This is a genomic window from Akkermansia muciniphila (assembly GCF_002884975.1).
Taxonomy (GTDB): domain Bacteria; phylum Verrucomicrobiota; class Verrucomicrobiia; order Verrucomicrobiales; family Akkermansiaceae; genus Akkermansia; species Akkermansia muciniphila_C.
The window spans coordinates 1,051,350-1,076,018 of the sequence record NZ_PJKB01000001.1; the positions used below are offsets into that span (position 1 = coordinate 1,051,350).

The window sequence follows — 24,669 nt, forward strand, 5'->3', positions numbered from 1 at the left end:
TGGAAGATATACGCCCGCCGGGCGGCAATTCATTCATGGCCTTCTTCTCTTTTTCCGGCGCGCAGATTTCACTCCGGCTCCGCGCGGAACACCCCGGTTCCGGAAGAACCACGCTTTTCCTTCCCTGCGTTTATCCGGCCTTCTCGCACAGCCGAGGGAATAATAATGGCGCGGCGCCACTCGGAGCCCGCAAGCCGTTGCGTCCTGTCAGGACACACTGACGTTCAGGAAAAGGATACCTCCCATCCCCTCCCGGTCCGGAACACCGGGATATTTACGTTTCCGCAAGGAAGACAAGGCATTCTTCAAGGAATGCCCTGCTCTTTTTTACCGCCTTCACGCATTTGCCTGATTTCATCCCGGATCAGGGCGGCGCGTTCAAATTCCAGATGGGAGGCCGCCTCCTTCATTTCCGCCTCCAGCCTGGCTATGCGTTCCTCCAGCCCGTATCCGGCCTCATCCTCCGCTACGCGGAAGGACTCTTCATCTTCTTCCGCATACAACTTTAACTGCCCCTGTTCGGACCGGCTCACGGTCTGCGGAACAATGCCGTGCTCCATGTTGTATTTCTCCTGAATGCTCCGGCGGTAGTCCGTCAGCTCAATCAGCCGCTTGATGGAATCCGTCATTACATCCGCAAACAGGACGCACTCCCCGTTCAAATGGCGCGCGGCGCGGCCCGCCGTCTGCACCAGGGACGTTTCATTGCGCAGGAACCCTTCCTTGTCCGCATCCAGAATGCACACCAGGGAAACTTCCGGCAAATCCAGCCCCTCCCTGAGCAGGTTGATGCCCACCAGGACGTCTATTCTCCGGGCACGCAGGGCGCGCAGAATCTCCACGCGCTCAATCGCGTCCACATCCGCATGAATGTAGGAGACCTTCAGCCCCACCCCCTTCAGGTACTCCGTCAGGTCCTCCGCCGTCTTCTTGGTCAGCGTCGTAACCAGCACGCGTTCATTTTTGGCAACGCGCTCATTGCACAGGGCGATCGTCTCGTCAATCTGCCCTTTCAGCGGGCGGATGGTGATTTTTGGCTCCAGCAGGCCGGTGGGACGGATAATCTGCTCCACAATCAGGGGCGTGGAACGCTTGGTGGGGTCAAACTTCTCCACCGGTTCCGTGGACGGGCTGGGGGTGACGCGGATGTCCTTGGGGGAAGTGAACAGAATCCCCTTGAAGCCTTCCGGCGCCTTTTCCCCGGACCTGGCGGCGCGGCGCACGGGGATGTAAGTCTTGTTGTCCGCACGGCAGTTCACCAGCTCAAACGGCCCCGGCGTAGCGGAGGCGTACACGATCTGGTTCTGCCTCTCCATGAACTCATGGAATTTCAGCGGCCTGTTGTCCAGGGCGCTGGGCAGGCGGAAGCCATGCTCCACCAGGATATTCTTGCGGCTGCGGTCCCCTTCGTACATGCCGCCCAGCTGGGGCACGGCCACATGGCTTTCATCAATCAGGGTCAGGGAATCCTTGGGGAAGAAATCCAGCAGGGTGGACGGGGAGCTGCCCGGCAGGCGGCCGGAAAGATGGCGGGAATAATTCTCAATCCCCTTGCAGAAGCCCAGCTCCTCAATCAGCTCCAGATCATAATCCGTACGCAGTTTCAGGCGCTGCGCCTCAATAAGATTTCCATGCCTTTCAAACCAGCCCACGCGGTCTTCCAGCTCCTCCCGGATGGCTTTCAGCGCCGCGGCACGCTTTTCCGGAGCGGCCACATACTGCTTGGCCGGGAAAAAGGTATAGCTCCCCAGCCGTTCCCGGACACGCCCGGAATTGGAATCAATCAGGGAAACACGCTCCACCTCGTCCCCGAAAAACTCCACGCGGATCGCCTCCCCTTCCGAATAGGCGGGGAACACCTCCACCACCTCCCCGCGCACGCGGAACGTGCCGCGGGTAAAATCAAAATCCTGCCGTTCAAACAAGCGCTCCACCAGCTGCCGCAGGAACACGTCCCGGTCCATGATGTCCCCTTCGCGGATGCGAAGCGTCAGGTTGCGGTAATCCTCCGGCGTGGACAGGCCGTAAATGCAGGAGACGGACGCCACCACAATCACGTCCCGGCGCGTCATCAGGGAATTCATGGCGTTCAGGCTCAGGCGGTCCAGCTCGTCATTAATAGCGGAATCCTTCTCGATGTAAGTGTCGGAACTGGCGATGTACGCCTCCGGCTGGTAATAGTCGAAATAGGAAACGTAGTAATCCACCGCGTTATTCGGGAAAAAGCTCTTCAGCTCCGAATGAAGCTGCGCGGCGAGCGTCTTGTTGTGGGAAATCACCAGCGTGGGCCTGTTCAACCGGGCGATCAGATTCGCCATCGTGAACGTCTTGCCGCTCCCAGTCACCCCCAGCAGTCCCTGGTGCTTGTTGCCCGCCTCCAAAGACTTGAGCAGCTTGCCGATGGCCTGCTCCTGGTCCCCGGAGGGCTTGAAGGAGGAATTTAATTCAAAAGACGACATACGCTGTACCGCCAGTATAATCCCCCCACCCCGCCGGGCTAGGACAATGTTTGACAATTCCCCCCTGCTGACCCAGTATATGCGGCATGTACATTCCCACGCAGGAAGAACGGTATGCAAAAAAAGGGTTCATCTCCCTCATCCTGTGCGTCGTGGTTCCCTCCTGCCTGTACGTCTCCCTCCTGTCCAAGCAACTGATGATGGTGCGCGGGCATGAATGGGAAGCCATCATGAAAATCTTCCTGGCGTTCACCTACCCGCTGGCGGCGCTCTTTGCCATGACGGGCATTCCGTTCTTCTGGTGGTCCGTGGGCATCTCCCTGGCGGTCCACGCGGGAATCGTCATCTGGTTGAAGACGGCTCCCCGCCTGTCGCCCAAAAAAGCCATCTGCATCGCCCTGTGCGTGGGAATGCTGGATTTCCTATTTGTGAAAATATTCCCCTTTCCGGCGCAAATCATGGGCTGAACTGCCCTGCGGAACGCCCGGAATGTTCCGTCCTCCGGTTCAGGACTGTTTTTTAGCCAAGGCAATAATCTGCCTCTTGATCTCGCGCGCCGCTTTTTTGGAATCCGCCTGGTAGGCCTCATACGTAAAGCACTGCGCCCCGGAACCGTCGCTGGCGGTCAGCACCAGCTTGGGATAAAACTTGCCCTTCTTCAGGGCCTCCTTCACGGGGGCCGCCACCGGGGACTTGCCTCCCTTCACCGGAAGATAAACCAGCACGCACCGTTTTCCCACGGCTTCAAGAAACCCCTCCGTCACTCCGGCAGCCAGCGGGCAGGTGGTGGCCGTGTTTGTATAAAGATAGGCCACGGGCTTCTTTTGCTCCTGCGCCGTTTTCAGCGCCTCTTCCATCCGGTCCGTGGTGAAAGCGCTTTTGGGCAGCCTGACATCCGCCCGTGAATGGGGAGACGCGGCCAGAAGACAGACACTCAACAGGGTAATTAACAGTTTCATAGGCCGTCACCATACGGGCAGCCCTGGGGCATGTCAAAGACAAAGCCCCTCCTGTTTAATCTTGAACGCCAGGTCACGGTATGGCAGAGTGCGCCCACGATTCGTCGCGCCTGTGGCGAAATTGGTAGACGCGCCAGACTTAGGATCTGGTGCCGAAAGGCGTACAGGTTCGAGTCCTGCCAGGCGCACCATCAATAACCCTCTTTAAGTAAACAGCTTAAGGATAGTTTCTTTTTTGTGCCGGAATAGGTGTAAATTTCATAAAACGGCCCCAATCTGTGTACAAAGTGTGTACACTTTCAGGACGTCTTTAGCCTTATTTCATAAGGCATTTATGTCATACGGATCACACAATGGACGGCCCATTTGTCCACTTTGTAAAACGGAAATATCGTGAGTTATATATAATTGATACAATACCAATACATTGTGTTAATTTATGTCTATCTACACACTCCACCATCAGGTGAGGCGGCTGGATGAAACGCTCTGCGGCAATGGCGGGAAGTATCCGACCGGAGATGTTCTGTTTTCAGGTGAGGGGAAACGAATCGTTCTGGGAGATACCATTGCGGAAGGCGGTGAAGGATCGGTCTTTGTTGCCCATTCGGCATTAGGATCGCCACTCGTAGCAAAGCTCTATCATCCAACGCAACGGATGCGTTGGCGTGAGCAGAAGCTTCGGCTGATGTGTTCCCGACCTATACGCACCCCGTGCGTGGCATGGCCGCGTGAGATCCTGTACGATGAGCTGAAACGCTTTGTCGGCGTACTGATGCCCCGGGCGGACGGTGTTCCGCTCGGGGCTTTTGCGTTTCATGCGGAACTGCTGAAGAAACAGTTCCCCTCATGGACCCGTTACGATCTGACCAGACTATGCCTGAACTTATCGGAAGCTGTCCATGCTTTGCACCGCAACGGCGTCGTCCTTGGGGATCTGCATCCCGGTAATGTGATGGTTTCTTCTGATGGCTCCGTCTGCTGGGTTGATGCCGACAGTTTCCAGATCGAAGACTATCCCTGTTCTGTAGGCACGGAACGGTTCCGGGCTCCGGAGCTCCACGGCAACTTCGGAGACTTTCTCCGTACCTGCAGTCACGATACCTACGCCCTGTCCGTCCTGCTCTTCATGACGCTGACGCTCGGCCTGTCTCCCTTTGCCCGTCAAGGGGGAGAAGGAGACATGCGGGAAGCTGTCAGGAAGGGAACGCTACCTTATGCGTTTGCTTCGTACAGACCGCCGGCGGGAATCTACCCGCCCGATACCCCCGGGCGCTATGTCTGGTCGTATCTCCCCCGCAAGCTCCGCGACGCACTCGGTCACAATCTTACCTGTGTCCAGCATCGCGATTTGCGTCCACGCGTCATGCCGGGATATCTGGCGCGTTGTTTGCAGCAATACCTCAGGGATATGGAGCCGGGAGGCGGAAGGGATCATCCCATGTACCGGGATCTTCTGCATGACCGCCCCTGTCCGCCCCACAGTCTGCTGGTACAGATGACACCCAACATCTGTACGGACTGCGGGATTCTCTTCCGGGAGGCTCCTGACGATGTCGCACGGCGTTTACGGCAATCTCATACCCGCCCCCTGTGCAGGCTCTGCATACGGCGTCGTAGCGCGTTGGATCAGGCAACCCGGAATTCAACCATCAACCATTAACTCAAATAAACCATGTCTATATCATCATCAACACACCCAACCAGACAGGAACAGCTCGCCGCCATGCGCGAGTTCGGCAACAACACCAACGCCCGGCTTCCCGTTCTCTTCCTGCTGGATGCCAGCAGCAGTATGAACGGTATTGTCCGGGGCGACAACCAACACATCCTCCGTCAGGAGTATTCTGACGGGATCAACTGGAATATCGTCACGGGAGACAATATCGTCACCCGGATGGATGAGCTCAACGTCGGGCTTCAGCGGTTCGTCAGCGACATTCTCGCCGATCCTCTGGTGAAGCTGGCCGCCGATGTAGCGGTGATGACATTCGCCCGGACGGTAGCAACAGTAAAGGAGTTCGGTCCGATCCGGGAATCTGACACAGGGCTGAAGATTTCCACGTCACAGGAGGATGAAACGCTTCTTGGCGAAGCCGTCGAGCTGGCCTTGACTGAACTCGACAGTCGCAAGCGTACCTACCGGGCACACGGGGTGGAATTCTACCAGCCCTGGCTCGTCGTGATGACGGACGGGGTTCCGACCAGCGCCCGGCACCGGGAACTGGAGGGACGATTGAAGGAACTGACGGCTGCCCGCAAGCTCAGCGTGTTCGTCTTCGGTATCGGCCGCGCTGATCTGTCGGAGCTTTGCAGCATCAGTCCGGGACGGCCGCCTATGCAGGTCAACGATCAGAAGTTCCCGGAACTGTTCGCATGGCTGAGCCGGAGCGTCCGCATGGTCAGTATGTCCGTGCCGGGTGACGGGGTATTTCTGACTCCTCCCCCGGAGGATGTGTGGCAGGTGTAGGACAGGAATCATCAGAAAGTCTTCTTCATGGAGGGCTTTCTTTTAGCTACAGTACGGTAGTATTGCGAGAAATCGTTCTCATATAGTAAACCTATCCCTTCTTCTTAAATGTTCAGGGAAGCAATGGTATCTGGAAGATAACAGGTGTTCTAGCTTGAGTTTTTGTCGGTTTTATGGCATAGGAATCCTACGCCTGTGCTCCGGTTTCCAAATTACCTGGGAAGCCATGCATCCAACCAGTACCCAACAAAGCGATAATGGCAACAGCTGTGAACATCAAAAAACTGGAGAATGACCTCTGGGAATCCGCAGATCTTCTCCGCGCAGGATCAAAATTGACATCGAATCAATATTGTATGCCTGTTCTGGGGCTGCTCTTCCTGCGATATGCATTCAGCCGGTACAAGCTTGTGGAAGACGAAATCATCAGAAATCTTCCTTCTCGAGGTGGACGAGTCCGCCCTGTAGAGGCCAGCGATTTTAGCGCCAAAAGCGCCATTTTTCTTCCCCGGGAAGCCCAGTATGCCTGGCTTGTCAACCTTCCTTCCGATATCGCGTCTGCCAATCTGGTCAGTATGGACGGACATGCCATGAAAAGTCTGGGAGAAGTTGTCAACAATGCCATGGCTCTTGTGGAATCACAGAGTCTCCAGCTGCAAGGTGTTTTACCTAGGAGCTATACTGACTTTCCCGATGAGTTACTCGGAGAACTCATCCGCATTTTCAACAACGATGCGCTGGACAAAGTTGGCGGCGACGTCATCGGTCGCATCTACGAGTATTTCCTGAACAAGTTTGCAAAAAATATTGCTCAGGACGACGGCGTCTTCTTTACGCCCAAGTCTCTGGTCAAAATGATTGTGAACATTCTGGAGCCCTCCCGGGGAATGCTTCTCGACCCAGCCGCCGGAAGCGGAGGCATGTTCATTCAGACGGGAGATTTCGTCCATGCCTCGGGCATGACAGCAAACAATTCGATGACCTTTTACGGGCAGGAGAAAGTGGAGTACAACGCCAATCTCTGCCTCATGAATATGGCGGTACATGGTCTGACCGGCATCATCAAATCCGGGGACGAAGCCAACACCTTCTACCATGATGCCCACAACCTCAACGGCAAATGCGACTATGTCATGGCCAACCCTCCCTTCAATGTAGACAAGGTCAAGGCGGAGGGAGCCGAAAGCGCGGGGCGCCTTCCCTTCGGCCTGCCGGCAGTCAACAAGAACAAGGAAATCGGCAACGGCAATTATCTATGGATCTCGTATTTCTACTCGTATCTCAATGACCATGGCCGGGCAGGCTTCGTCATGGCCTCTTCCTCCACCGACAGTTCGGGCCGGGACAAGGACATACGCGAACAACTGGTTCGCACAGGCCATGTAGACTGCATGATCAGTGTCAGCAACAATTTCTTCTATACAAAGAGCCTTCCCTGCTCCCTGTGGTTCTTCGACAAGGGAAAGTCTGCCGACAGGCTCGACAAGGTGCTTTTCATTGATGCCCGCAACTACTACACGGTCGTGGATCGTACGCTGAATGAATGGACGGAATGGCAGCTCAAGAACTTGAACGCCATTGTCTGGCTCTACCGGGGGGAAGTCGATAAATACCAAGCCCTCATGGAGGAATACCGAGTAACCTTGCGCACATACGCCGAGAAAACGGACAACACCGCCTTGACGGAAGCCCTGACAAGCAACTCCGATTTCGCCCCGGCACGGCAAGCCCTCGAAGATATGCTCAAGCAAATGCGCGCAGCCGCTGTTAGCGCTGTGGAAACGGCGCTTCGCAAGGAGAAGAAGAAAATACAGTCTGACTGGGACGGCAAGCAATCCGAAGTGAACGCCATGCTCACGGTAGCAAAAGAGGCGGACTGGCTCTTCAGTAAATTCGGCGAAGGCGAATACCGAGATGTGCTCGGCCTATGCAAGCTGGCAAGTCTCGAAGACATTAAGGAAAAAGGCTGGTCTCTAACACCCGGTGCCTATGTCGGCGTTGCTCCTGTTGAAGATGATGGGGTGGATTTCAAGGCACGCATGGTGGAGATTCATCAGGAATTGTTGAAACTACAGGAGGAATCCAACCAACTAATGGATACCATTGCAAAAAATTGGGAGGAGATAGTGGAATGAAGTGGAAGTACGTTCAACTGGGTGAATTATATTCCGTTCATAATGGACTATCAAAACAGGGTTCTTTTTTTGGATCTGGATACCCATTTTTGAGTTTTTCTACAGTATTTAATCAATGGTTTTTGCCAGAAGTTCTTTCTGATTTAGTGCGATCGACAGAATCTGAACAAAATTCATATTCTATTAGACGAGGAGATATATTTATTACACGAACAAGTGAAACGATGGACGAATTAGGAATGAGTTCCGTTGCTCTAAAAGATTATCCTTTCGCTACGTACAATGGATTCACAAAAAGGCTACGCCCAAAAGAGTTAACTAGAATTTCCCCAAAATTTATCGGATATTATTTAAGAAGCGCAGAATTTAGATGTCAATTTTTGGCATTTTCTTCAATGACTACTCGAGCGAGTTTAAAGAATGAAAATTTATTATCACTTAAGATACCTCTTCCTTCTTTATCTATTCAAAAACGAATCGCTGATATCCTCTCCGCCTACGACGACCTGATCGAGAATAACAGGAAGCAGATCAAGCTGTTGGAAGAGGCAGTTCAACGCCTGTACAAAGAGTGGTTCGTCGATTTGCGTTTTCCTGGTTACGAGAAGACAAAAATTGTTGATGGAGTGCCGGAGGGCTGGAAGCTCTGTCAGCTGGATAATGTTATCGAATTTGATCCCAAAATAAAACTCGATAAAGATAGGATTAAGCAGAGTGTTCCCATGTCTGCATTAAGCACATCATCTATGGTTCTCAATGAAGCAGAATTTGGCTTGGCTCAGTCTAACGCAGGAAGTAAATTTCAAAATGGAGATACTTTATTGGCAAGAATTACGCCATGCTTGGAAAATGGGAAAACGGCTTATGTATGGGGTATAGCAAGTGATGAAGGAGCAGTTGGATCAACAGAATACATTGTCATGCGCAGCAAAAAACTTAATCCATACATGGTTTATTTGTTGGCTCGAACTGATGACTTCCGGCAAGCAGCGATAAACAGCATGAGTGGCAGTGATGGGCGTCAACGTGTTAAATCGGATAAACTAAAGAAGCTCTCTTATTTATTGCCAGAAACAGAAATCATTTTATCATTTGGTAGATTTGTTCAACCTATATTTGATCAAATCTTTATTCGCAGTAAACAATGTACAGAATTGAGTCAGGCTCGTGACCGTCTCCTCCCGAAATTGATGAACGGAGAGATTGCAGTGTAATATGCATCAAACAGAAAAGAACATCACCCATGAGCTACGACTATTCGGAAAACATTCTGGTGCAGGAAAGCGCAGGGCGGCTACTTCGAGAGGAGCTGGGCTGGGAGGTGGCGACAGCCTATAACACCGAAAAACTCGGAGAAAATGGCACGTTCGGCAGAAAAAGCTACCGGGAGATACTCCTGACCCGTTACCTGCGGGCCGCTATCCGCAAGCTCAATCCATGGATCACCGATGACTTGGCGGACGAGGCCATCCGAACGCTGGATACGCACCTTTCCACCTCATCGCTTCTCCAGATCAACGAGGAGAAGTACAATCTGATCCGTGACGGCATTCCCGTCACGCTCCGGAAACCGGACGGGGAGAGTGAAGAAAAGCGTGTTGCCGTCATTGACTTCCAGAACCCGGAGAACAACCACTTTCTGGCAATCAAGGAACTCAAGGTTTGGGGTGAGCTCTACAGGCGCAGAACGGATGTTGTGGGGTTCGTCAATGGTATACCTTTGCTCTTTATTGAGCTGAAAAAGAATACGGTCGATGTGCAAAACGCCTATACAGATAACTACACGGATTACCTGGATACCATTCCCCACCTGTTCCACTACAATGCCATTGTGATGCTGAGCAACGGCGGAGAGGCCAAGGTGGGAACGCTCGGCAGCAAGTATGAGTTTTTTCATGAATGGAAACGTCTGCATGAAACGGACGAAGGCAGCGTGGCCTTGGCTACGCAGTTGAGGGGGATCTGCAAAAAGAACAATTTTCTCGACCTCGTGGAGAACTTCATCCTCTATGACCACAGCGAAGGGCGTACCGTCAAGATCCTGGCCCGCAACCACCAGTACCTGGGTGTGAATGAGGCCGTCAAAGCTTACGAGACCCGCCAGCTAAACAATGGCAAATTGGGTGTATTCTGGCACACTCAAGGCAGCGGCAAGAGTTATTCCATGCTCTTTCTGGCGCAGAAGATACGCCGAAAGTGCTTCGGTTCTCCGACCATCGTCATCCTGACCGACCGGGAAGAGTTGAACACCCAGATTAGCGACACGTTCGAAAATTGCGGCATGCTCGGCAAAGCAAAAGCCTCCCGTTTTATTGCCACCAGCGGAACCGACCTCGTCAATAAACTCCAAGGGAACCAGAGCTTTATTTTCACGCTCATTCAAAAATTCAACCAACCTGTCGTCCATCCCATCACCCCGAAGCATGATTTGCTCATCATGTCAGACGAGGCGCACCGCAGCCAATATGGTATCTTTGCGGACAACATGTGCCAATTGTTGCCGACGGCGTCGCGAATAGGTTTTACAGGCACACCCCTTCTCACCAGTGACAATATCACCGAACGAACCTTCGGCGGCTACGTTTCCGTGTATGACTTCCAACGGGCCGTGGAAGATGGGGCTACTGTTCCACTCTACTATGAGAACAGAGGGGATAAAATTGGCCTTGCAGGCACCCCGGCACTGAACGAACGCATGATTGAAGCGATCGAAGCCGCAGATCTTGATCCCAACCAGCAGGAAAAACTGGAACGTGAGTTTGCCAAAGAAATCCACGTACTGACGGCAGAGCCGCGGCTGCGAGCCATTGCGCAAGACTTTGTTCGCCATTATTCCGACTTGTGGACAAGCGGCAAGGCCATGTTCGTTTGCCTCAACAAGGTAACGTGTGTGCGGATGTTCAACTTTGTACAGGAGTACTGGACTCAGGAAATAGTCTCCTTGAAGGAACAGCAAAAGCACGCCAGTCAGCAGGAATCTCTCGAGATGGAACGCAAGATTCGCTGGATGGAAGAAACAGAAATGGCTGTCGTCATCAGCCAGGAACAGAACGAAATTCTGACCTTCAACAAGTGGGGGCTAGATATCATCCCCCACCGTACCAAGATGGAGAAACGCGAAATGGACAAGGAATTCAAGAAGACCGAAAGTCCTTTTCGCATAGTGTTTGTCTGCGCTATGTGGCTGACCGGCTTTGACGTCAAGAGCCTTTCCTGCCTGTACCTGGACAAGCCGTTGAAAGCTCACTCACTGATGCAGGCCATTGCACGTGCCAATCGTGTGAACGAGGGGAAAAGCAATGGCCTCGTGATCGACTATATCGGCATCGTCAGCGCCCTGAAAAAGGCACTTGCCGACTATACCGGTACCCGGGGAGGTGGCGGAGATGATCCAACAGTGGATAAGGAGAAGCTGTTGTCGAGAATTGCAGAGCTTGTTGAAAAGATCTGTGATTTCCTGAAGGAGCATGGATTCATTCTCGAAACTCTGGTAAAATCCATCCCTGACAGTTTTGATCGATTGGAGCTCATTCAACAGGCGGCTAACGCTATGTGCGGAACACTGGAAATCAAGAAGACTTTTCAAACGTATGCCAACGAACTGTTTCGTCTGATGAAGTATGTCAACAGAGACGACGTAGACGATGAAACCCGTGCCAACAAGAATGCCATCAAGGCTATCTATGATGAGCTTCAGAAAAAGCGAAAACACGCGGACACTACAGGGTTGATGGTGGAAATCAACAAGATTGTTAACGAATACATCATCGTACATCAATCCAGGCCTGATGATACGAAACCGGACAAGACAATCGATATCAGCCAAATCGACTTTGAACGCCTCTCTCGGGAATTTGCAAAAGCAAAGAAACGGAACTTGGCGATGAAGGATCTGGAAGAATTGGTAGAATACTATCTTGAACAGATGATAGTGAACAATCCCGGTCGTGTGAATTATTACGAGAGGTACCAGGCAATCATTGACGAATACAATCAGGATCAGGATAAAGCCAACATTGAACGTACCTTCGAAGAGCTGATGAAACTGGCTTCAGACCTCAACACGGAACAACAGCGATACGTAAGAGAGGGCCTTGACAACGAAGAGGAATTGGCGCTTTTCGATATGCTCTTTTCCGACAATCTCTCTGTCAAAGACATCAAAATCATCAAGACGGTTTCGAAAGATCTATTGGTAAGTGTCAAGGAAAAGATAACAGCTCTTGACCACTGGACGGATAAGCCCAATACCACGGCGGAGATATCCAACCTCATTCGGGATACATTGTGGAAAAACCTTCCCGAAGTATACACGGATACGAGTATTGACACCTACCGCCAACATATTTTCGAGTACTTCTATTCACGGTATAAAGAGGTTGTTTAACCCGTTTACTTAAATTCCAGGGTTCCTAATCATCTGAAATGAGACGGGAAAGCTGGTTATGTAAAAGATTTATTTAATGTAATAGTATCGTTCCCTCTGCTGAAAGCGATCCTGATATTGTAACACCTTCATTACATGAAGGGGCAACTCAATATCATCGGCGATGCCGTCCGAAAATACCGCAGAGCTAAAAAATGGACTCAGCATGATCTTGCCGGGGCTTGTCAGCGGTTGGGGTGGCAGCTTATTCGAGAAACCCTCATCAAGATAGAACTGGGGACGCGGCGAGTCGTCGACTCTGAAGTCCTTCTTCTGGCCCGAGCCTTGGGTTGTTCTCCCTCCGACTTGTTGGGCGACAATGTGGATGAAGCCTTGATGTCAGCTCGTCATAGCAAAAGTGACAGCTAAAAAATCCATTGTTCTTGAAGAGTAATGGATGAAGGATGGATCACTCGACGACATCGGAATGTCTAGTTGGCATATTCCAGATCCATAAGTTCCGAATCTCCGGGAAGGTACTCATGTCCTTTTCGGACAATGTGGCGTTCGTTCCTGTAGGCCAGCGTTCGTTCAACTCGGCACAGATCATGAGATCCGCACTGAGGACAAGTGAATATGAAATGTTGTAACATAGTGGTGATAAATGAATTGTTTGTCGGATAAGAAACTTTCTCATCCTTCTATATATCACCCCCGGATGGCACGATTTTCACGGAAGGACACAAGACTAAATGTAATGAAAACGTTACATTTAGTCTTGACCTGAGAATGAAGTGAGGACAGAGTAACGGTGGATACCATCTACTCACCACTTATGAAGAAATACATTACAGGCGGCATTGCTGCACTTATTACGTTGGCGGCCATCTGCATGATGACCGGTCAGTCACAGGCCTCCTCTCATCAACAATCTGTAGAGGACGCCATTTGCCATCAACAGAATCAGGGGGTCATCGTTTGTCCGGGGTGCCAGGGCAAGGGTAATATCGGAGGGCAGAAATGCCAGCGTTGCCAGGGACGAGGCATCCTTAAGTCAAATGGCATGCCTCTTTAAGAGGCATTAGTGAGAAGGATATTGTTTCTAATTCGAAACGACATCTTTCTTCTTGCTTACCTATCTCATACAAATCATTGAAATTCATGGATAACAAGCAGTATTACGTCACCTTGCCAGACAAAGCTCAGGAAGGCCCGTATGATGAAAAAGATCTCATTACCCGGTTTCAAGCGGGCAAATATCCGGAAGGTACGCTTGTATGGCAGGAGGGAATGGATAGCTGGATACTCATTGAAACAATGATATCGAATGCAGAGAAAATAACAACTGATGAGAAGGAATCTGCCGATTGTAAACCGAATACACCTCCTCTCCCCGCTGCTATTCCTCCGACACCGCCAACTCCTTCGATTCCCGATAATTTCAAGAAAGAGTATTATGTAGCGGATTATGATGGCAATAAGCAAGGGCCATATTCTTTAGATGAACTAAAGAACTCTGTAAAAACAGGAAAGCTGTATGGTTCCGAGTTGGGGTGGAAACAGGGCATGACAGATTGGGTGTCTTTAGAGGATATTCTGGATACTCGCCCTGTCACTTACTACATGGAACCCCAAAGCTGGGTTGCCTGTAGTTTTTTCTGCGCATCATCAATCCTGAGTATAGCGTTAACCATAGCATTCAGTGAGCGTAGTTATGATGCTTTCATGATCTGCCGATTGATGTGCCGATTGACTTTGTTGACAGCATCTATCTTGCTATTGATCCGGCTTTTCAAGGCATGGGAGGTATTACAGAATATTTCCGCTCGTATTCGGATTCCTTCTCCCGGCCAGGCTATAGGATTTCTTTTCATTCCACTTTTTAATTTTTATTGGGGATTTGTTGCCTTTTGCAAAATAAGCTCATTAGGAAATAAGCTGTTAAAACGCCCCGGAAGCATTCAATTATGGCCATTTTTAACATATTGTATTCTTAATATATTAGGGTTTATTGTTCTTGTTGCTTCAGGAGGGGCATCCAGCCGAGGAGCTGTTGAGCGTTGGTTGATCGTTGGTAACATTATTTCCATCTGTTCTACTGCTTGCGCTATATTTATGATTTATTACATCAATAAGTTGATTTTCAAATATAATAAAACTAAATGATCACATTGAACATATCGTTTATGTTACTATAACCCTTTGTAGAACAATATGAATACAAAAATGTATCGAATTATCCTATTTGTAGTACTTTCTTTGATTTCCGCAGTACTCCTTTCCTCATGTGGAAAAACCGATAATCCCGAAGCCAATAAAAGAGATTCGAAAGGAAATACGGTTCTCATGAAAGCTGTCAAAGAGGGGAACATCGATTGGGTGACGGAATTGATCAAGGACGGAGCGCGTGTAGATGCGAAGGGAGAAGATGGGGATACAGCTCTAATATGGGCTGTTGATAGTAGGCATACGGAATGCGTGAAAGCATTGATAGACGCTGGGGCAGACCTCAACATGGAGGCTAAGAATGGGGATACGGCTCTCATATTGGCTGCTAATAGAGGATATACAGATTGTGTAAAAGTATTGCTGAAAGCCGGGGCAGATGTAAACGGAAAGAATAAAAAAAGGAGAAATGCCTCTCACGGAAGCTGCTTATAATGGACGTACAGACAGTGTGAAAGCATTGCTGGAAGCAGGAGCAAACGTGAATGCCCAGGATAAGGATGGGAGAACAGCTCTCATGTGGGCTACTGATGATAAGTATCCGGACTGTGTGAAAACATTACTGGGAGCTGGTGCAGACGTAAACGTGAAGGATAAAGATGGGAAAACGGCTTTAATGAGGGCTACTTATAATGAGCTTACAGACAGTGTGAAAGCATTGCTGGGAGCGGGAGCAAACGTGAATGTTAAGGATAATGACGGGCGTACGGCTCTCATGTATGCGATTGGTCCTTATTCTGGCCATGACCGTGGAGAATGCATGAAAGAGTTGTTAGCGGCCGGGGCAAATGTGAATATGAAAGATAAGGAAGGGAACACGGCTCTCATGCTGGCTACCAGATATAACTGTACGAAATGCGAGAAATTGCTACGGGAAGCCGGGGCCAAAGAGTAGCGTTGGAATAATTTCTACTCTATTATCATGTAAGAAAGGAGATTCTTATTATGAAAGACAAATCAATCAAACAACCGTGGCCTCGCAGTGCAAAGATCACTGTGTGGGTACTGAGTGTCTTGCTGCTGGGCTCTCTTGTGCTTACTTATATAGTACAGCACATATTAGGCCAGGAGATCATAGACCTGCAAAATAGCCTTCCTATCTATTGAGTTAGGACAGTGTAATTCTCAACCCTTTGCCGTTTCGTGTCAGGAACGGCAAAGGGTTGATTTTCTTTTACCTGGCTCGTAAAATATCGACATGAGATTTTCTTACTGGCAACAACTTACCAAGTCTGCCTCTACAATACACGGTTCCGGGTATGACAAGTTCATGTCTACGTTCCCATGGCAGAGGGATGTGAAAATTCTTCTCTTTTGAAATAACACCTCCCTCACCGTCATATATACCAGACACAGGTTCTTACCTGCCTGTCATTATCACAAAGCCGCCATGTTCCCATCCCAGGCATGGCGGCTTTTCCAGTTTCAAGATCCTCGACATGCTTCACCACATATCAGCCGACCTCAACTGCATGGCAAAGTCAACCGCATCACCGCAAAGCACAGCGGTTACTTGTCCTTCCATGCAAAATCACGGAGAGTACCAAGAAACCTCTTCCATAGCGGTAAATCAAAGTCAAAATCCTTAAAGCCATACAACAATCGTGTGCAAAAATAATCTTTACTCTTGGCAAAGACATACGGCTTGGCATCCTCATAAAGCTTGTAGTCAAAATCATCTTCCAGTCCAATCTGCATATAAAACCAGAAAATGAATCGTTCCCGATAATTGATAATTTCAGCAATGTAGCGGCGATATTCATCCTTGTCCTCATCAAGACATGACTTCTTAATAAACTGAAACAGATAGAGATAGGATATCATTTGAGGTGCAAAAGGATTGCAAATATTCGCCAGCAATCCTTGTACATAACCTAATACTTCCTTAAGCAATTTCTGTCCGTATTCACTATCCCAATTTTGACATGCTTTCTCATACTGATCAAGCAAGACCTCCCTTGAAGCGATTTCTTCAATAATTGCCCCCATTACATTACCATTTTCTTCTTTTTCATCATTCATATAGACACCAGAAAACCGTTTCTTGAATGCCTCTTCGACAGAGGCATGATAATCACAGCATTTTTGTGGGTTAGGGTTTTTGCAATAACAGTCATGAAATTTTTTGAGAAATGCAAGAATCTCATAATAGGCTGTCTTTGCCTCTACAGGGCAAAATTTCTTTTGAGAAAGAAATACTTGAATCTTCGGGGTTAAAACTGTCTCGAACATCTGCCTGTTATTAATATCGCGTTCGGCTTTTGTCGCGATCATCTGACATCTCAACGTCAGCAAAACCGCCCAAGCGGCAAATCCAGCGAAAATACAACTTAACGGCATGAATTTATCACTAGTATTTAAGGGGTCATCTGAGAACGACGCCCATACATTGAAATAAAATCCGTATCCTATCGAGCCGCCAACAATAGTAATCACTGCCACAATCCACCAAAACTTTTCCCATCCTTTCATTTTGCCATGATGTTTCATACTACCATTCACACTATCATGTTCACATAATCCCATGCAAATACAAAAACTTTCCTGAAAAAATGGACAGGGGCTAGCCGCGTACTATTATCAATGGATGCTAAGATAGAGGACAACATGGAGTTCATCAAGATATTTGAGGAGCGAGCGCAGTTGATATATAACTACAGGCTTACATAGTTTTTGATTTCCCGGATGAGAATGGGAAGCCCTGCAGAAGCAACGGTAGTAAAATCTTGTGGAATGAGGAATTAAAGTGGGAGTTTCCTGAAGGGATCTTCTCCATATCATTCAAGGATTTGTTGATAATAAAAAACTTAAAAGACCACAAATACTTATCCTGAGGAGCTTTTAAGTGTTATTGTTTAGGAGGATGTCGATGTTTATCATATAGTGGCGAGCCTATTTTGATACCTCGAAAGGGAACATTTGAAGAATGTCTTGAACCAAGCTCCAGTAGGCGAAGAGGTCTGGGAAGAAATGACGGAATAGCTCATTTTCTTCTATATAAGGAGGGGGAGCCATTTCCCTTCATTGATTTCGTATAATATTTAATAAGTCTGCCTTTCCGATAGAGCCATTCATCTGAAAATCCCCCTCTCCCCGCGTCATATATCCTTGAGGAAGTAGATTCTCTGCTTCTTGCCAGTGCCCGCCTCCCGGCCTTGTTCCGGGAGGCGTGCTTTTTGTTGCAACAAACCAATCATCAATGAACATGAATACTCATACATCTACACGCGAACTCTATCGCAACCGCGACAATAGCCCGCTGGACAGAAACCAGATCCGGCGTGTCGCCCCCTCCGTCTTCGCCGACCGCGAGGACGACAGCCGTTCGGAAAAATACCGATTTGTCTCCTCGGATTCCCTGCTCGACCAGATGGAAGAAGCCGGCTTCCTCGTTGTCGGAGCTCAGGAACAACGTACCCGGAAACCGGACGGAACACCTACCCGCAAGCACCTGATTCGTTTTGCTCACCGGGATGTGCTGGAACACAACCGTGATCAGCGCATCGAAGTGGTCATGATCAACAGCCATAACGGTAGCTGTTCCTATCAGCTCATGGCCGGGATCTTCCGGCTGGTCTGCACCAACGGTCTGATTGTCGGGGCACGCATTGCCGCCATCAACATCCGCCACATGGGCCATACCGGGGAGGATGTGATTGCCGCAAGTCTCCGGCTGGCCGGAGAAACGCCCCGGATCATGGACGACATCCATCGCATGCAGGGAGTCGAACTCCCCTACAAGCGGCAGGTGGACTTCGTTCATGAAGCGGCACAGTTGCGCATGGGAGACGACTATGAAGACAGGATACGTCCCGAAGCACTTCTGTCGCCCCGGCGCTGGAACGACATCGGCTTTACGGCGGGAGGTCAGGCTACCGTCTGGCAGTGCTTCAACCGGGTTCAGGAAAACCTGATCAGGGGAGGAGTCCCTTTGAAACCTCAGAAGGAAGGTGCTTATCGTCGCCGCTCCCTGCGGGCGCTCAACGGTATTGACGGCAATACGCGCCTGAACCGGGAGCTCTGGGATCTGGCCGACAGCTACGCCCTGAACAACTGACCTGAGACGACCATGAGAAGAAAACATCATCCGAAGGTGAAAGGTTTGGGACGGACTCCGTCCCTGACCGGTCTGGAGCTGTCTATCCTCCTGTACCTTCACGGCAACTTCGAACGAAGCGATGAGGAAATCATGGCAGAATGCCGTGACATCGAACAGGAAAGCGTCAGGCATGCCATCCGTGGTTTGGCTGGCAGTGAATTCATCATCCGCACGAAGGAAGAGGAATTCCTGCTTCGTCCCGACTGCTGGCTGATTACCTATGCCGGACGGCAGGCGCTCAGGCAATGGGTGTCCGCTGCCGCTCCGGTTCGTCGATCATCACGGACAAGGGTTAACGCATGAGGCACGGCCATGAACATGAAAGGCATCATGATCGCCCTGGTAGTGCTCGTACTGCTGTGTCTGTTGGGGCCTGTCGTCGTCGGTATCCTGTCGGCTCTGGTAACCGTAGCTCCGTACCTGCTAGCCGTGCTGTTGATCCTGGGCACCATCGCCTTCTTCCGCAAGTAACTCCGACAGGAAAGGAAGAGAACGAGACATGAAGACGATACCCATCATCGCGCAACTGCGTTCCACGAGCGGATACGATACGGACGCTCCGTATGTGTATTTGGAATTGGACATGGAGCTATTGGCCCGGATTGAGAAGGCGGTGTCGCTTTACAGCAGTCATCAGAACGATCTCTCACTGGGGCTGAGCAAGCTGACGATTCACGGCCCGTCCATGACGGCTCTGGTGAATCTCCCGAAACTGACGGAAGAACAGCAGAAGTCTCTGGACGACGACGAAAGCATCCTGCTGGATTCGCCGATTCCGGAGGCGGAGCTGGCTACCCTTGAAAGCTGCATCCGGCTCTGCGGTGAAGCCATCGACATTCTTGATGCCCGGTGCCTGTATGCTGTCGCCTGCAACAGGCACACACGTGACATGTATGAAGCCAATATCGGGGCCGTACTGAGACATCTGCTCAAGTCCCGCCATCATCCCGGAAAGGAGGTGTTGCCTGATGCTGACGATTGAAAAGTACAAGGGCACCCGCTTCTGGGCCGTTTTCCGCGATGGAGAGCTGTTGGCCGTGACCGTGTACAAGCGTGGAGCCGAGGCGATCGTCAGGACGCTGGAAGCCAGGGACGGATAAGGCCGCCATTCAGCAGCTCTTCTTCATCATGAAGTCGAGCTGTTTTTTAGCTGTTGCAGGGAGGTTCCGATTCTGGCCTCAGATTATGAATACGTATTGAGGGTAATGTAGAGCCCGGATATGTCTGGGCCTACGTCTGCAAGTACTTGTTCTCTCCCAGTCTGGATAAGCACAGGTACGAGTACAAACTGTATACCCCAGAGTCGGTTAAAGCTGCTATTCCGAAATGGATCAACGAGTATCAGGATAAGGAGATGATCAAGCAGTTCCGGGAAGCCGGGCTGTATGAGCCTCCGAGAATATCGTAGTTGAGCCCAGTGTGACACTGCGTGTCTCATTTTTTTGCAAAATCCTGCACTGAAACAGGGGTAAATGTGACACTGAGGGCACAGAATGGCAACAGTCTAATGAGGGATATTCGGTGCGAATGATTGATTAGGAGTAGGTTGCCTGGGTTTGAGTTGTGGGGTGTAAGGCCGCTGCGCCACCACTTTTGAGATAACTCGCGTGCGAATCATTCCTCCCGGAATAAAACCGCACAGGCAAACTTTCTGCACGCCCTTCTTCTAAAGAAGAAGGGCGTTGCTGATAACGAAAAGAAATAAATCCCCTTCTGCGGAATAATTGCGACCATCTTGCAGCATTCTCCCGCATCCCCCGGAGACGGTTCTCCGGGGGATGTAATTGTTTTAGCCCCAGAATGCCCCAGGCAGGCCGTTTATTCTCCGGAGCGAGATATGAGGCCAGCTCCCTTACGGGGCGTTCTGAAGCCATTTATACCCCAATATCGAGGACATTCTGCCACGCAGCGGACTTCCTGTATGAATTCCTTGTTGCAAACAGTTTATTGTTTTGAATCACCCTGATATTTCATGAGGTCAAGTCCATAGGTTCGCAACTGCATGAGTTCGTCCACAAGGTTCCTGACAAACTCGGTTTTTAACGCATTGAGCTGCCGTTTTTTCATTCCGAACAAAATTTGATAATCGGTGTCTGTCGCTTTCTCCTCCAGATATCTGAAAAGATCAGGATGTTCGAAAAGTTCTTTCCAGTTTTGTGACTGATGAAATTCCTGCACCTGTTTATTCGGAATTTTGATTCTGCCCAGGTAGTGCCCCAGTACATATGCTTCGATACCACCCGAATCAAAGCCGTAATAGCGCGGAATTCCTGTCTCGTCAAAGGGGCCGTTGTTCCACGCTCGAATACTGGAATCGAGCCAGATTTCACGTTGATATTTCAAATACGACCGCAGTCCGTTTTCTGTCCAGGAGGGGATCTGGTACCCGTCAATCGGCTTTGGCCATTCCTTGAATTCCGACAGCATCTCCGGGCACAGAGATACGATACAGCATATACGTTCTGTTATTTTTGACTGCCAACTGATTATCGCTTGAGGGTGGTAAAATTCGGGAGAATCATGAATTCCATGAATCACACTGAACGGTTGCTTGCGGGTGCTGAATCTCTGGACAATCCAGTCAACAAATGGAATCGAGCACTTGAAAGCAAACGCTCCGAGATCATCCAGATAGTCTTTGTAGTCCGTCATGGTGGAATCAAAAAGAAGCCGTGCCCAATGGGTATGTTCAAGCAGCCACAAAATGATAGCACCGGGAGGCAAGTTCTCTTCATTTTTGTACAGTGCAATAGCTTTTCTTACATCGGCCATGGCATGTCTCTGCCACTGTTGAACCAGCCTGTTCAGCTCCCGCAAGGAAACTTCCTCTCCTTCCTTTCGATAAGGAACCCATTCCGGGATCAGCGGCTCATCACCCTGTATCCCGGGGGAAGAGTCGAGACTGGGGCGGTCAGGGCGCAGCCCTGCCGCCGCAGGCGAGCTATTCATTCCTGTCGAAGTCGTCGGTAACGACAGGTCAGAGGCTGTGCCGAGACCTGTCGTTATAAGATTTTTGTCATTTACGACGCAATTCTTCATCTCGGTCATCCGCAAATTTTCATCTTGGTTTTGCATGGCTTCAATTCGTACCCGGCGTCCATCAGGTATCTTCAGGGGAGGATTCGAAACAGCTTTGTATAGACAAAGGGTACCTCGAACATCCCTCTTGCTCCGGAGAGGTGATTCTTCCAGATACCCGGCTTTGCGTAACTTGTTAAGGCGTGACTTCAGCGCAGGCAAACTGATCTTCCTATTCAAAAAATGAGGCAGTTTCTGATGAATGGCCTTGAGTGTATGATTTTTCGGAGGTGTCGTCTGGCAATGGATGTATAACCAGAGCCAGAATGCCCGGTCCTTGGCAGTAAGTCGAGTGTCCAGCATTGGCCCGTTGGGTACGGGGATTTCTATGCGTTTGATGCCTTTTTTGTCAACTTCTCTGATATTTAGACAGATGTCTTGATGCCTTTGACGATCACAAAGGTTCAGACCTCTAGGAACACCTCCTTTCGCTACTTCGATCCAATTATCAGGGAAGGCGGTCCTTGCCCTCCAGTTTTGCAGGTCATGATAATACAGAGGAGTTCCTTCCTTTTTGGGTATACGCTGTTTACAGCACCAATGATTTTTCGCAAGGGCATTTAGCACAGAAGGCAGGGTTCTTACGGAAATGCCTGTCCCTTTACTGATTGAGCTGATGGTATGCACGGTAAAACAATCGCGTGCGTAAAGATAGAACCAGACAACTGCCTGGTTGTGATCTTCGAAGAGTAAAAGCATAATCCGAGGGAAAGACGTGTAGTTTCCTCTTATTTCGGTATATTGTGCTTCGATTGATGCGTCGGAACGCTTCCTTTGTTTTTTGCGGGTACTCATGATTAGCATGAAGCAAGAGCGTACTTTGCTAATGAAAATAGTTCCTTCAGGCGCTCTTGATACTGAAGGGGGTAAAATAATGAGGGATCTCGTTTGGATCTCCCGTTCAAGTTTTATGAGACTCAGCGAGTCTCCTTCCCGGCTATGCCGGAGTGCCTGCCTTCATCAAGAACGCAGGACAATTAACCTTATTAAGTAATATGAGAAATGCCCCTGTCGTGAAACTCCGGCGAACTCGCTGGGGGTGGAACTCAAGGAACAGGTATGAGGAGCTAGACCACCATTCCTTGTACGTTCCGGGTTTATAGAAAACCCAATGAAACGCTTGAGAGCGTCAAGATGTCCTGCGCTCAATGGTGACGACGGACAACGAAAACCAGTTACTACATCTGAAGATGGAGGTCAACAAAAACAGCAGGTTAATGACCAGTTTCCTCCGGAAATACATGGAACCATGCTTCGCCTTCGGCAGCACGAACGCCTTCCCGGTAATGCTTTTCCGTCATGTTGGTTCCCGAGTGTCCAAGCCACATGGATACCCGGGGTATATCGTGTGTTTTGGCTGCGGCATATGAGGCAAACGAATGGCGTAGGGCATTATGCGGTAGCGTGATGCCTGCAATTTCTGCCATTTTTTTGAGGCAGCGTCCATGGCGATTCTCGTATAATCTGTCAATTTCGTCAGGAGCCGGTTCATATTCCGCCAAGACGAGCCAGGCCTTGGCAGCGGCAGGGAGTGGAACAAAACGTTGTTTCCCGGTTTTGGCTATGGAGGCCGAGACAAATACTTCATCCTTTTCATCAAGGATGGCATCCCGTGTTATTCTAACGCATTCGGAACGGCGCAGCCCGCAAAAGGCGACCAGGACCAATCGGAACAACATTCCTCTGTCGTGCTCAAGGGCAGCTTGCAGGAGTTTCTTCAGTTCAGACGGAGAGATGATACCAATCTGGACAGATTCCGCTCTCAGAGCAAGCGTTCTTTCAACCGGGTTATACGCAATGAGGTCCCTGCTCTGCGCCCAGACAAAGAATCCATGCAGGGTTGTACGGTAACGCCGTTTGGTAGCATTACTGAGTGGTTGTTTCCGATATCGGAATGAGGCCAGCTTTTCTTCAATCATGTCTGGCATTATCTGATTGAGCGGAAGGTCTTCCCATCCCAGTAGCCATTTTTGCAGTTCCATGATCATGCTGTCATGATGGGCTTTTTTGATGAGGTTAGATTCGAGCTTCTTATCGATCACTTCCTGATATTGCTCTGCGAGGGTGCCGAACTTTCTTTTGAAGTCAACTTTGACCTGTTCTTTCTTGTTCGCAAGGAATCTGGTCAGAGAAAACAAATTGGTCAGTTCTTCCAGCCTGTTCAAATTTTCCTCGTCCGTACGCGTTACCATCCAGTTGCCATTAGCGTCTTTCCGACCATAAATCGCGCCACTGGCTATTTCTCTCTTCAGGTTCTTCAAGGCTTCACGTACTACCAGATACAAAGGGAGAGAAGATTGTTGGGTTACTTCATCATAGATGCTCCTGAATTCTCTCCATAAAAGAATAGCATTGTAGTCCTGTTCATCTACATGTTCCCTCCATTCCTGCTTTCGCAAGTGTTCCGGCAACATATCGTTCAATGATTGATGCTGAAGTCGTTGATAGGCTTTCAGCGCCTCTTCATAGGAATCAAAGAGTCGGTGAGTTTCCCGGTCACCGGACATATCGCGCACCAGCTATTTTCTCTTTCCCCGGTGCTTTCTCGGGGAAAGAGAGGCATGTGAACCATATTGATTTTTTCGGGATCTTCTCACGGTTGAAAGTATCCCATGATCATTTATATTGACAAACCAAAAGTGTGTACAGTCATATAACTTATTGATAATTATCATACAGAATCAGACTTAGGATCTGGTGCCGAAAGGCGTACAGGTTCGAGTCCTGCCAGGCGCACCATTTATACCCCCCTTAAGTAAACAACTTGAAGAGGGGTTTTTGTTTATGGTGAAAAATTGGACCCTTTCACGCCGCTTTCGCCCCTATTTGACAAGGTATTTGCGCCATGCAAACTACATCATGCACGGATATTTGGCC

Annotated in this window: 21 protein-coding genes and 1 tRNA gene; 17 read left to right on the forward strand and 5 right to left on the reverse strand. The window is 49.7% G+C overall.

The features are described 5' to 3' along the window. Positions 1 to 305: 305 nt before the first annotated feature. Positions 306 to 2,459 carry an excinuclease ABC subunit UvrB gene (locus CXU21_RS04250; protein ID WP_102725161.1) on the reverse strand — a complete coding sequence of 718 codons (2,154 nt, stop codon included), beginning with the start codon at positions 2,457 to 2,459 and terminating at the stop codon, positions 306 to 308. An 86-nt stretch (positions 2,460 to 2,545) separates the two neighbouring features. On the opposite strand from CXU21_RS04250, the gene CXU21_RS04255 reads away from it, so the two are divergent. Next, on the forward strand, positions 2,546 to 2,926 hold the full coding sequence (locus CXU21_RS04255; RefSeq protein ID WP_102714332.1) for a hypothetical protein: 381 nt from the start codon (positions 2,546 to 2,548) through the stop codon (positions 2,924 to 2,926). Between the two features lie 39 nt (positions 2,927 to 2,965). On the opposite strand, the gene CXU21_RS04260 is transcribed toward CXU21_RS04255, so the two are convergent. Next, positions 2,966 to 3,418, reverse strand: coding sequence for a hypothetical protein (locus CXU21_RS04260; RefSeq protein ID WP_146016949.1), 453 nt, complete (start codon positions 3,416 to 3,418; stop codon positions 2,966 to 2,968). 106 nt (positions 3,419 to 3,524) lie between these two features. On the opposite strand from CXU21_RS04260, the gene CXU21_RS04265 reads away from it, so the two are divergent. The 11 genes from CXU21_RS04265 to CXU21_RS04320 all read left to right on the forward strand — a co-directional run bounded on the left by CXU21_RS04265 (position 3,525) and on the right by CXU21_RS04320 (position 15,510). Then, positions 3,525 to 3,609, forward strand: a tRNA-Leu gene (locus tag CXU21_RS04265). Positions 3,610 to 3,857: 248 nt separating this feature from the next. Then, positions 3,858 to 5,081, forward strand: coding sequence for a protein kinase domain-containing protein (locus tag CXU21_RS04270; protein WP_102725163.1), 1,224 nt, complete (start codon positions 3,858 to 3,860; stop codon positions 5,079 to 5,081). A 12-nt stretch (positions 5,082 to 5,093) separates the two neighbouring features. After that, positions 5,094 to 5,888 (forward strand): vWA domain-containing protein, encoded by a 795-nt coding sequence (locus CXU21_RS04275; protein ID WP_102725164.1) that lies wholly within the window; start codon positions 5,094 to 5,096, stop codon positions 5,886 to 5,888. A 257-nt stretch (positions 5,889 to 6,145) separates the two neighbouring features. Beyond that, complete coding sequence (locus CXU21_RS04280) at positions 6,146 to 8,023, forward strand: N-6 DNA methylase (protein ID WP_102725165.1); 1,878 nt, start codon at positions 6,146 to 6,148, stop codon at positions 8,021 to 8,023. Continuing rightward, positions 8,020 to 9,237 carry a restriction endonuclease subunit S gene (locus tag CXU21_RS04285; RefSeq protein ID WP_102725166.1) on the forward strand — a complete coding sequence of 406 codons (1,218 nt, stop codon included), beginning with the start codon at positions 8,020 to 8,022 and terminating at the stop codon, positions 9,235 to 9,237. The genes CXU21_RS04280 and CXU21_RS04285 overlap by 4 nt, the downstream gene beginning before the upstream one ends. A 29-nt stretch (positions 9,238 to 9,266) precedes the next feature. Further along, positions 9,267 to 12,410, forward strand: a complete 3,144-nt coding sequence (locus tag CXU21_RS04290) for a type I restriction endonuclease subunit R (RefSeq protein WP_102725167.1) — start codon at positions 9,267 to 9,269, stop codon at positions 12,408 to 12,410. Between the two features lie 135 nt (positions 12,411 to 12,545). Continuing rightward, positions 12,546 to 12,818 (forward strand): helix-turn-helix domain-containing protein, encoded by a 273-nt coding sequence (locus CXU21_RS04295; protein WP_022198137.1) that lies wholly within the window; start codon positions 12,546 to 12,548, stop codon positions 12,816 to 12,818. Between the two features lie 406 nt (positions 12,819 to 13,224). Continuing rightward, positions 13,225 to 13,464: a hypothetical protein gene (locus tag CXU21_RS04305; protein WP_102725169.1), complete on the forward strand. Its 240-nt coding sequence runs from the start codon at positions 13,225 to 13,227 to the stop codon at positions 13,462 to 13,464. A gap of 86 nt (positions 13,465 to 13,550) precedes the next feature. Further along, positions 13,551 to 14,555: a DUF4339 domain-containing protein gene (locus tag CXU21_RS04310; RefSeq protein WP_102725170.1), complete on the forward strand. Its 1,005-nt coding sequence runs from the start codon at positions 13,551 to 13,553 to the stop codon at positions 14,553 to 14,555. Between the two features lie 48 nt (positions 14,556 to 14,603). Beyond that, a complete protein-coding gene (locus tag CXU21_RS04315; protein WP_102725171.1) occupies positions 14,604 to 15,050 on the forward strand; it encodes an ankyrin repeat domain-containing protein in 447 nt (148 codons plus the stop codon). Then, the gene (locus tag CXU21_RS04320) at positions 15,025 to 15,510 is read left to right on the forward strand and encodes an ankyrin repeat domain-containing protein (RefSeq protein ID WP_102725172.1); all 486 of its coding nucleotides are present in this window, start codon (positions 15,025 to 15,027) and stop codon (positions 15,508 to 15,510) included. The genes CXU21_RS04315 and CXU21_RS04320 overlap by 26 nt, the downstream gene beginning before the upstream one ends. 614 nt (positions 15,511 to 16,124) lie before the next feature. On the opposite strand, the gene CXU21_RS04325 is transcribed toward CXU21_RS04320, so the two are convergent. Then, on the reverse strand, positions 16,125 to 17,105 hold the full coding sequence (locus CXU21_RS04325; protein WP_102725173.1) for a hypothetical protein: 981 nt from the start codon (positions 17,103 to 17,105) through the stop codon (positions 16,125 to 16,127). Positions 17,106 to 17,820: 715 nt separating this feature from the next. On the opposite strand from CXU21_RS04325, the gene CXU21_RS04330 reads away from it, so the two are divergent. The 5 genes from CXU21_RS04330 to CXU21_RS12565 are packed head-to-tail and all read left to right on the forward strand — an operon-like array spanning position 17,821 to position 19,814. Beyond that, entirely contained in the window at positions 17,821 to 18,672 is an 852-nt protein-coding gene (locus CXU21_RS04330; RefSeq protein WP_180972635.1) for a DUF932 domain-containing protein, read from the forward strand. A 12-nt stretch (positions 18,673 to 18,684) separates the two neighbouring features. After that, positions 18,685 to 19,017 carry a hypothetical protein gene (locus CXU21_RS04335; RefSeq protein WP_102725175.1) on the forward strand — a complete coding sequence of 111 codons (333 nt, stop codon included), beginning with the start codon at positions 18,685 to 18,687 and terminating at the stop codon, positions 19,015 to 19,017. Between the two features lie 27 nt (positions 19,018 to 19,044). Next, positions 19,045 to 19,185, forward strand: a complete 141-nt coding sequence (locus CXU21_RS12335) for a hypothetical protein (RefSeq protein ID WP_180972636.1) — start codon at positions 19,045 to 19,047, stop codon at positions 19,183 to 19,185. 28 nt (positions 19,186 to 19,213) lie between these two features. Then, on the forward strand, positions 19,214 to 19,696 hold the full coding sequence (locus CXU21_RS04340; protein ID WP_102725176.1) for a hypothetical protein: 483 nt from the start codon (positions 19,214 to 19,216) through the stop codon (positions 19,694 to 19,696). Continuing rightward, positions 19,683 to 19,814: a hypothetical protein gene (locus CXU21_RS12565; protein ID WP_256151000.1), complete on the forward strand. Its 132-nt coding sequence runs from the start codon at positions 19,683 to 19,685 to the stop codon at positions 19,812 to 19,814. Before CXU21_RS04340 ends, CXU21_RS12565 begins: the two co-directional genes overlap by 14 nt. Positions 19,815 to 20,658: 844 nt before the next feature. On the opposite strand, the gene CXU21_RS04345 is transcribed toward CXU21_RS12565, so the two are convergent. Both CXU21_RS04345 and CXU21_RS04350 read right to left on the reverse strand, forming a co-directional pair. After that, positions 20,659 to 22,587 (reverse strand): hypothetical protein, encoded by a 1,929-nt coding sequence (locus CXU21_RS04345; RefSeq protein ID WP_146016951.1) that lies wholly within the window; start codon positions 22,585 to 22,587, stop codon positions 20,659 to 20,661. 419 nt (positions 22,588 to 23,006) lie between these two features. Then, a complete protein-coding gene (locus tag CXU21_RS04350) occupies positions 23,007 to 24,299 on the reverse strand; it encodes a tyrosine-type recombinase/integrase (RefSeq protein ID WP_102725178.1) in 1,293 nt (430 codons plus the stop codon). Positions 24,300 to 24,669 lie beyond the last annotated feature (370 nt).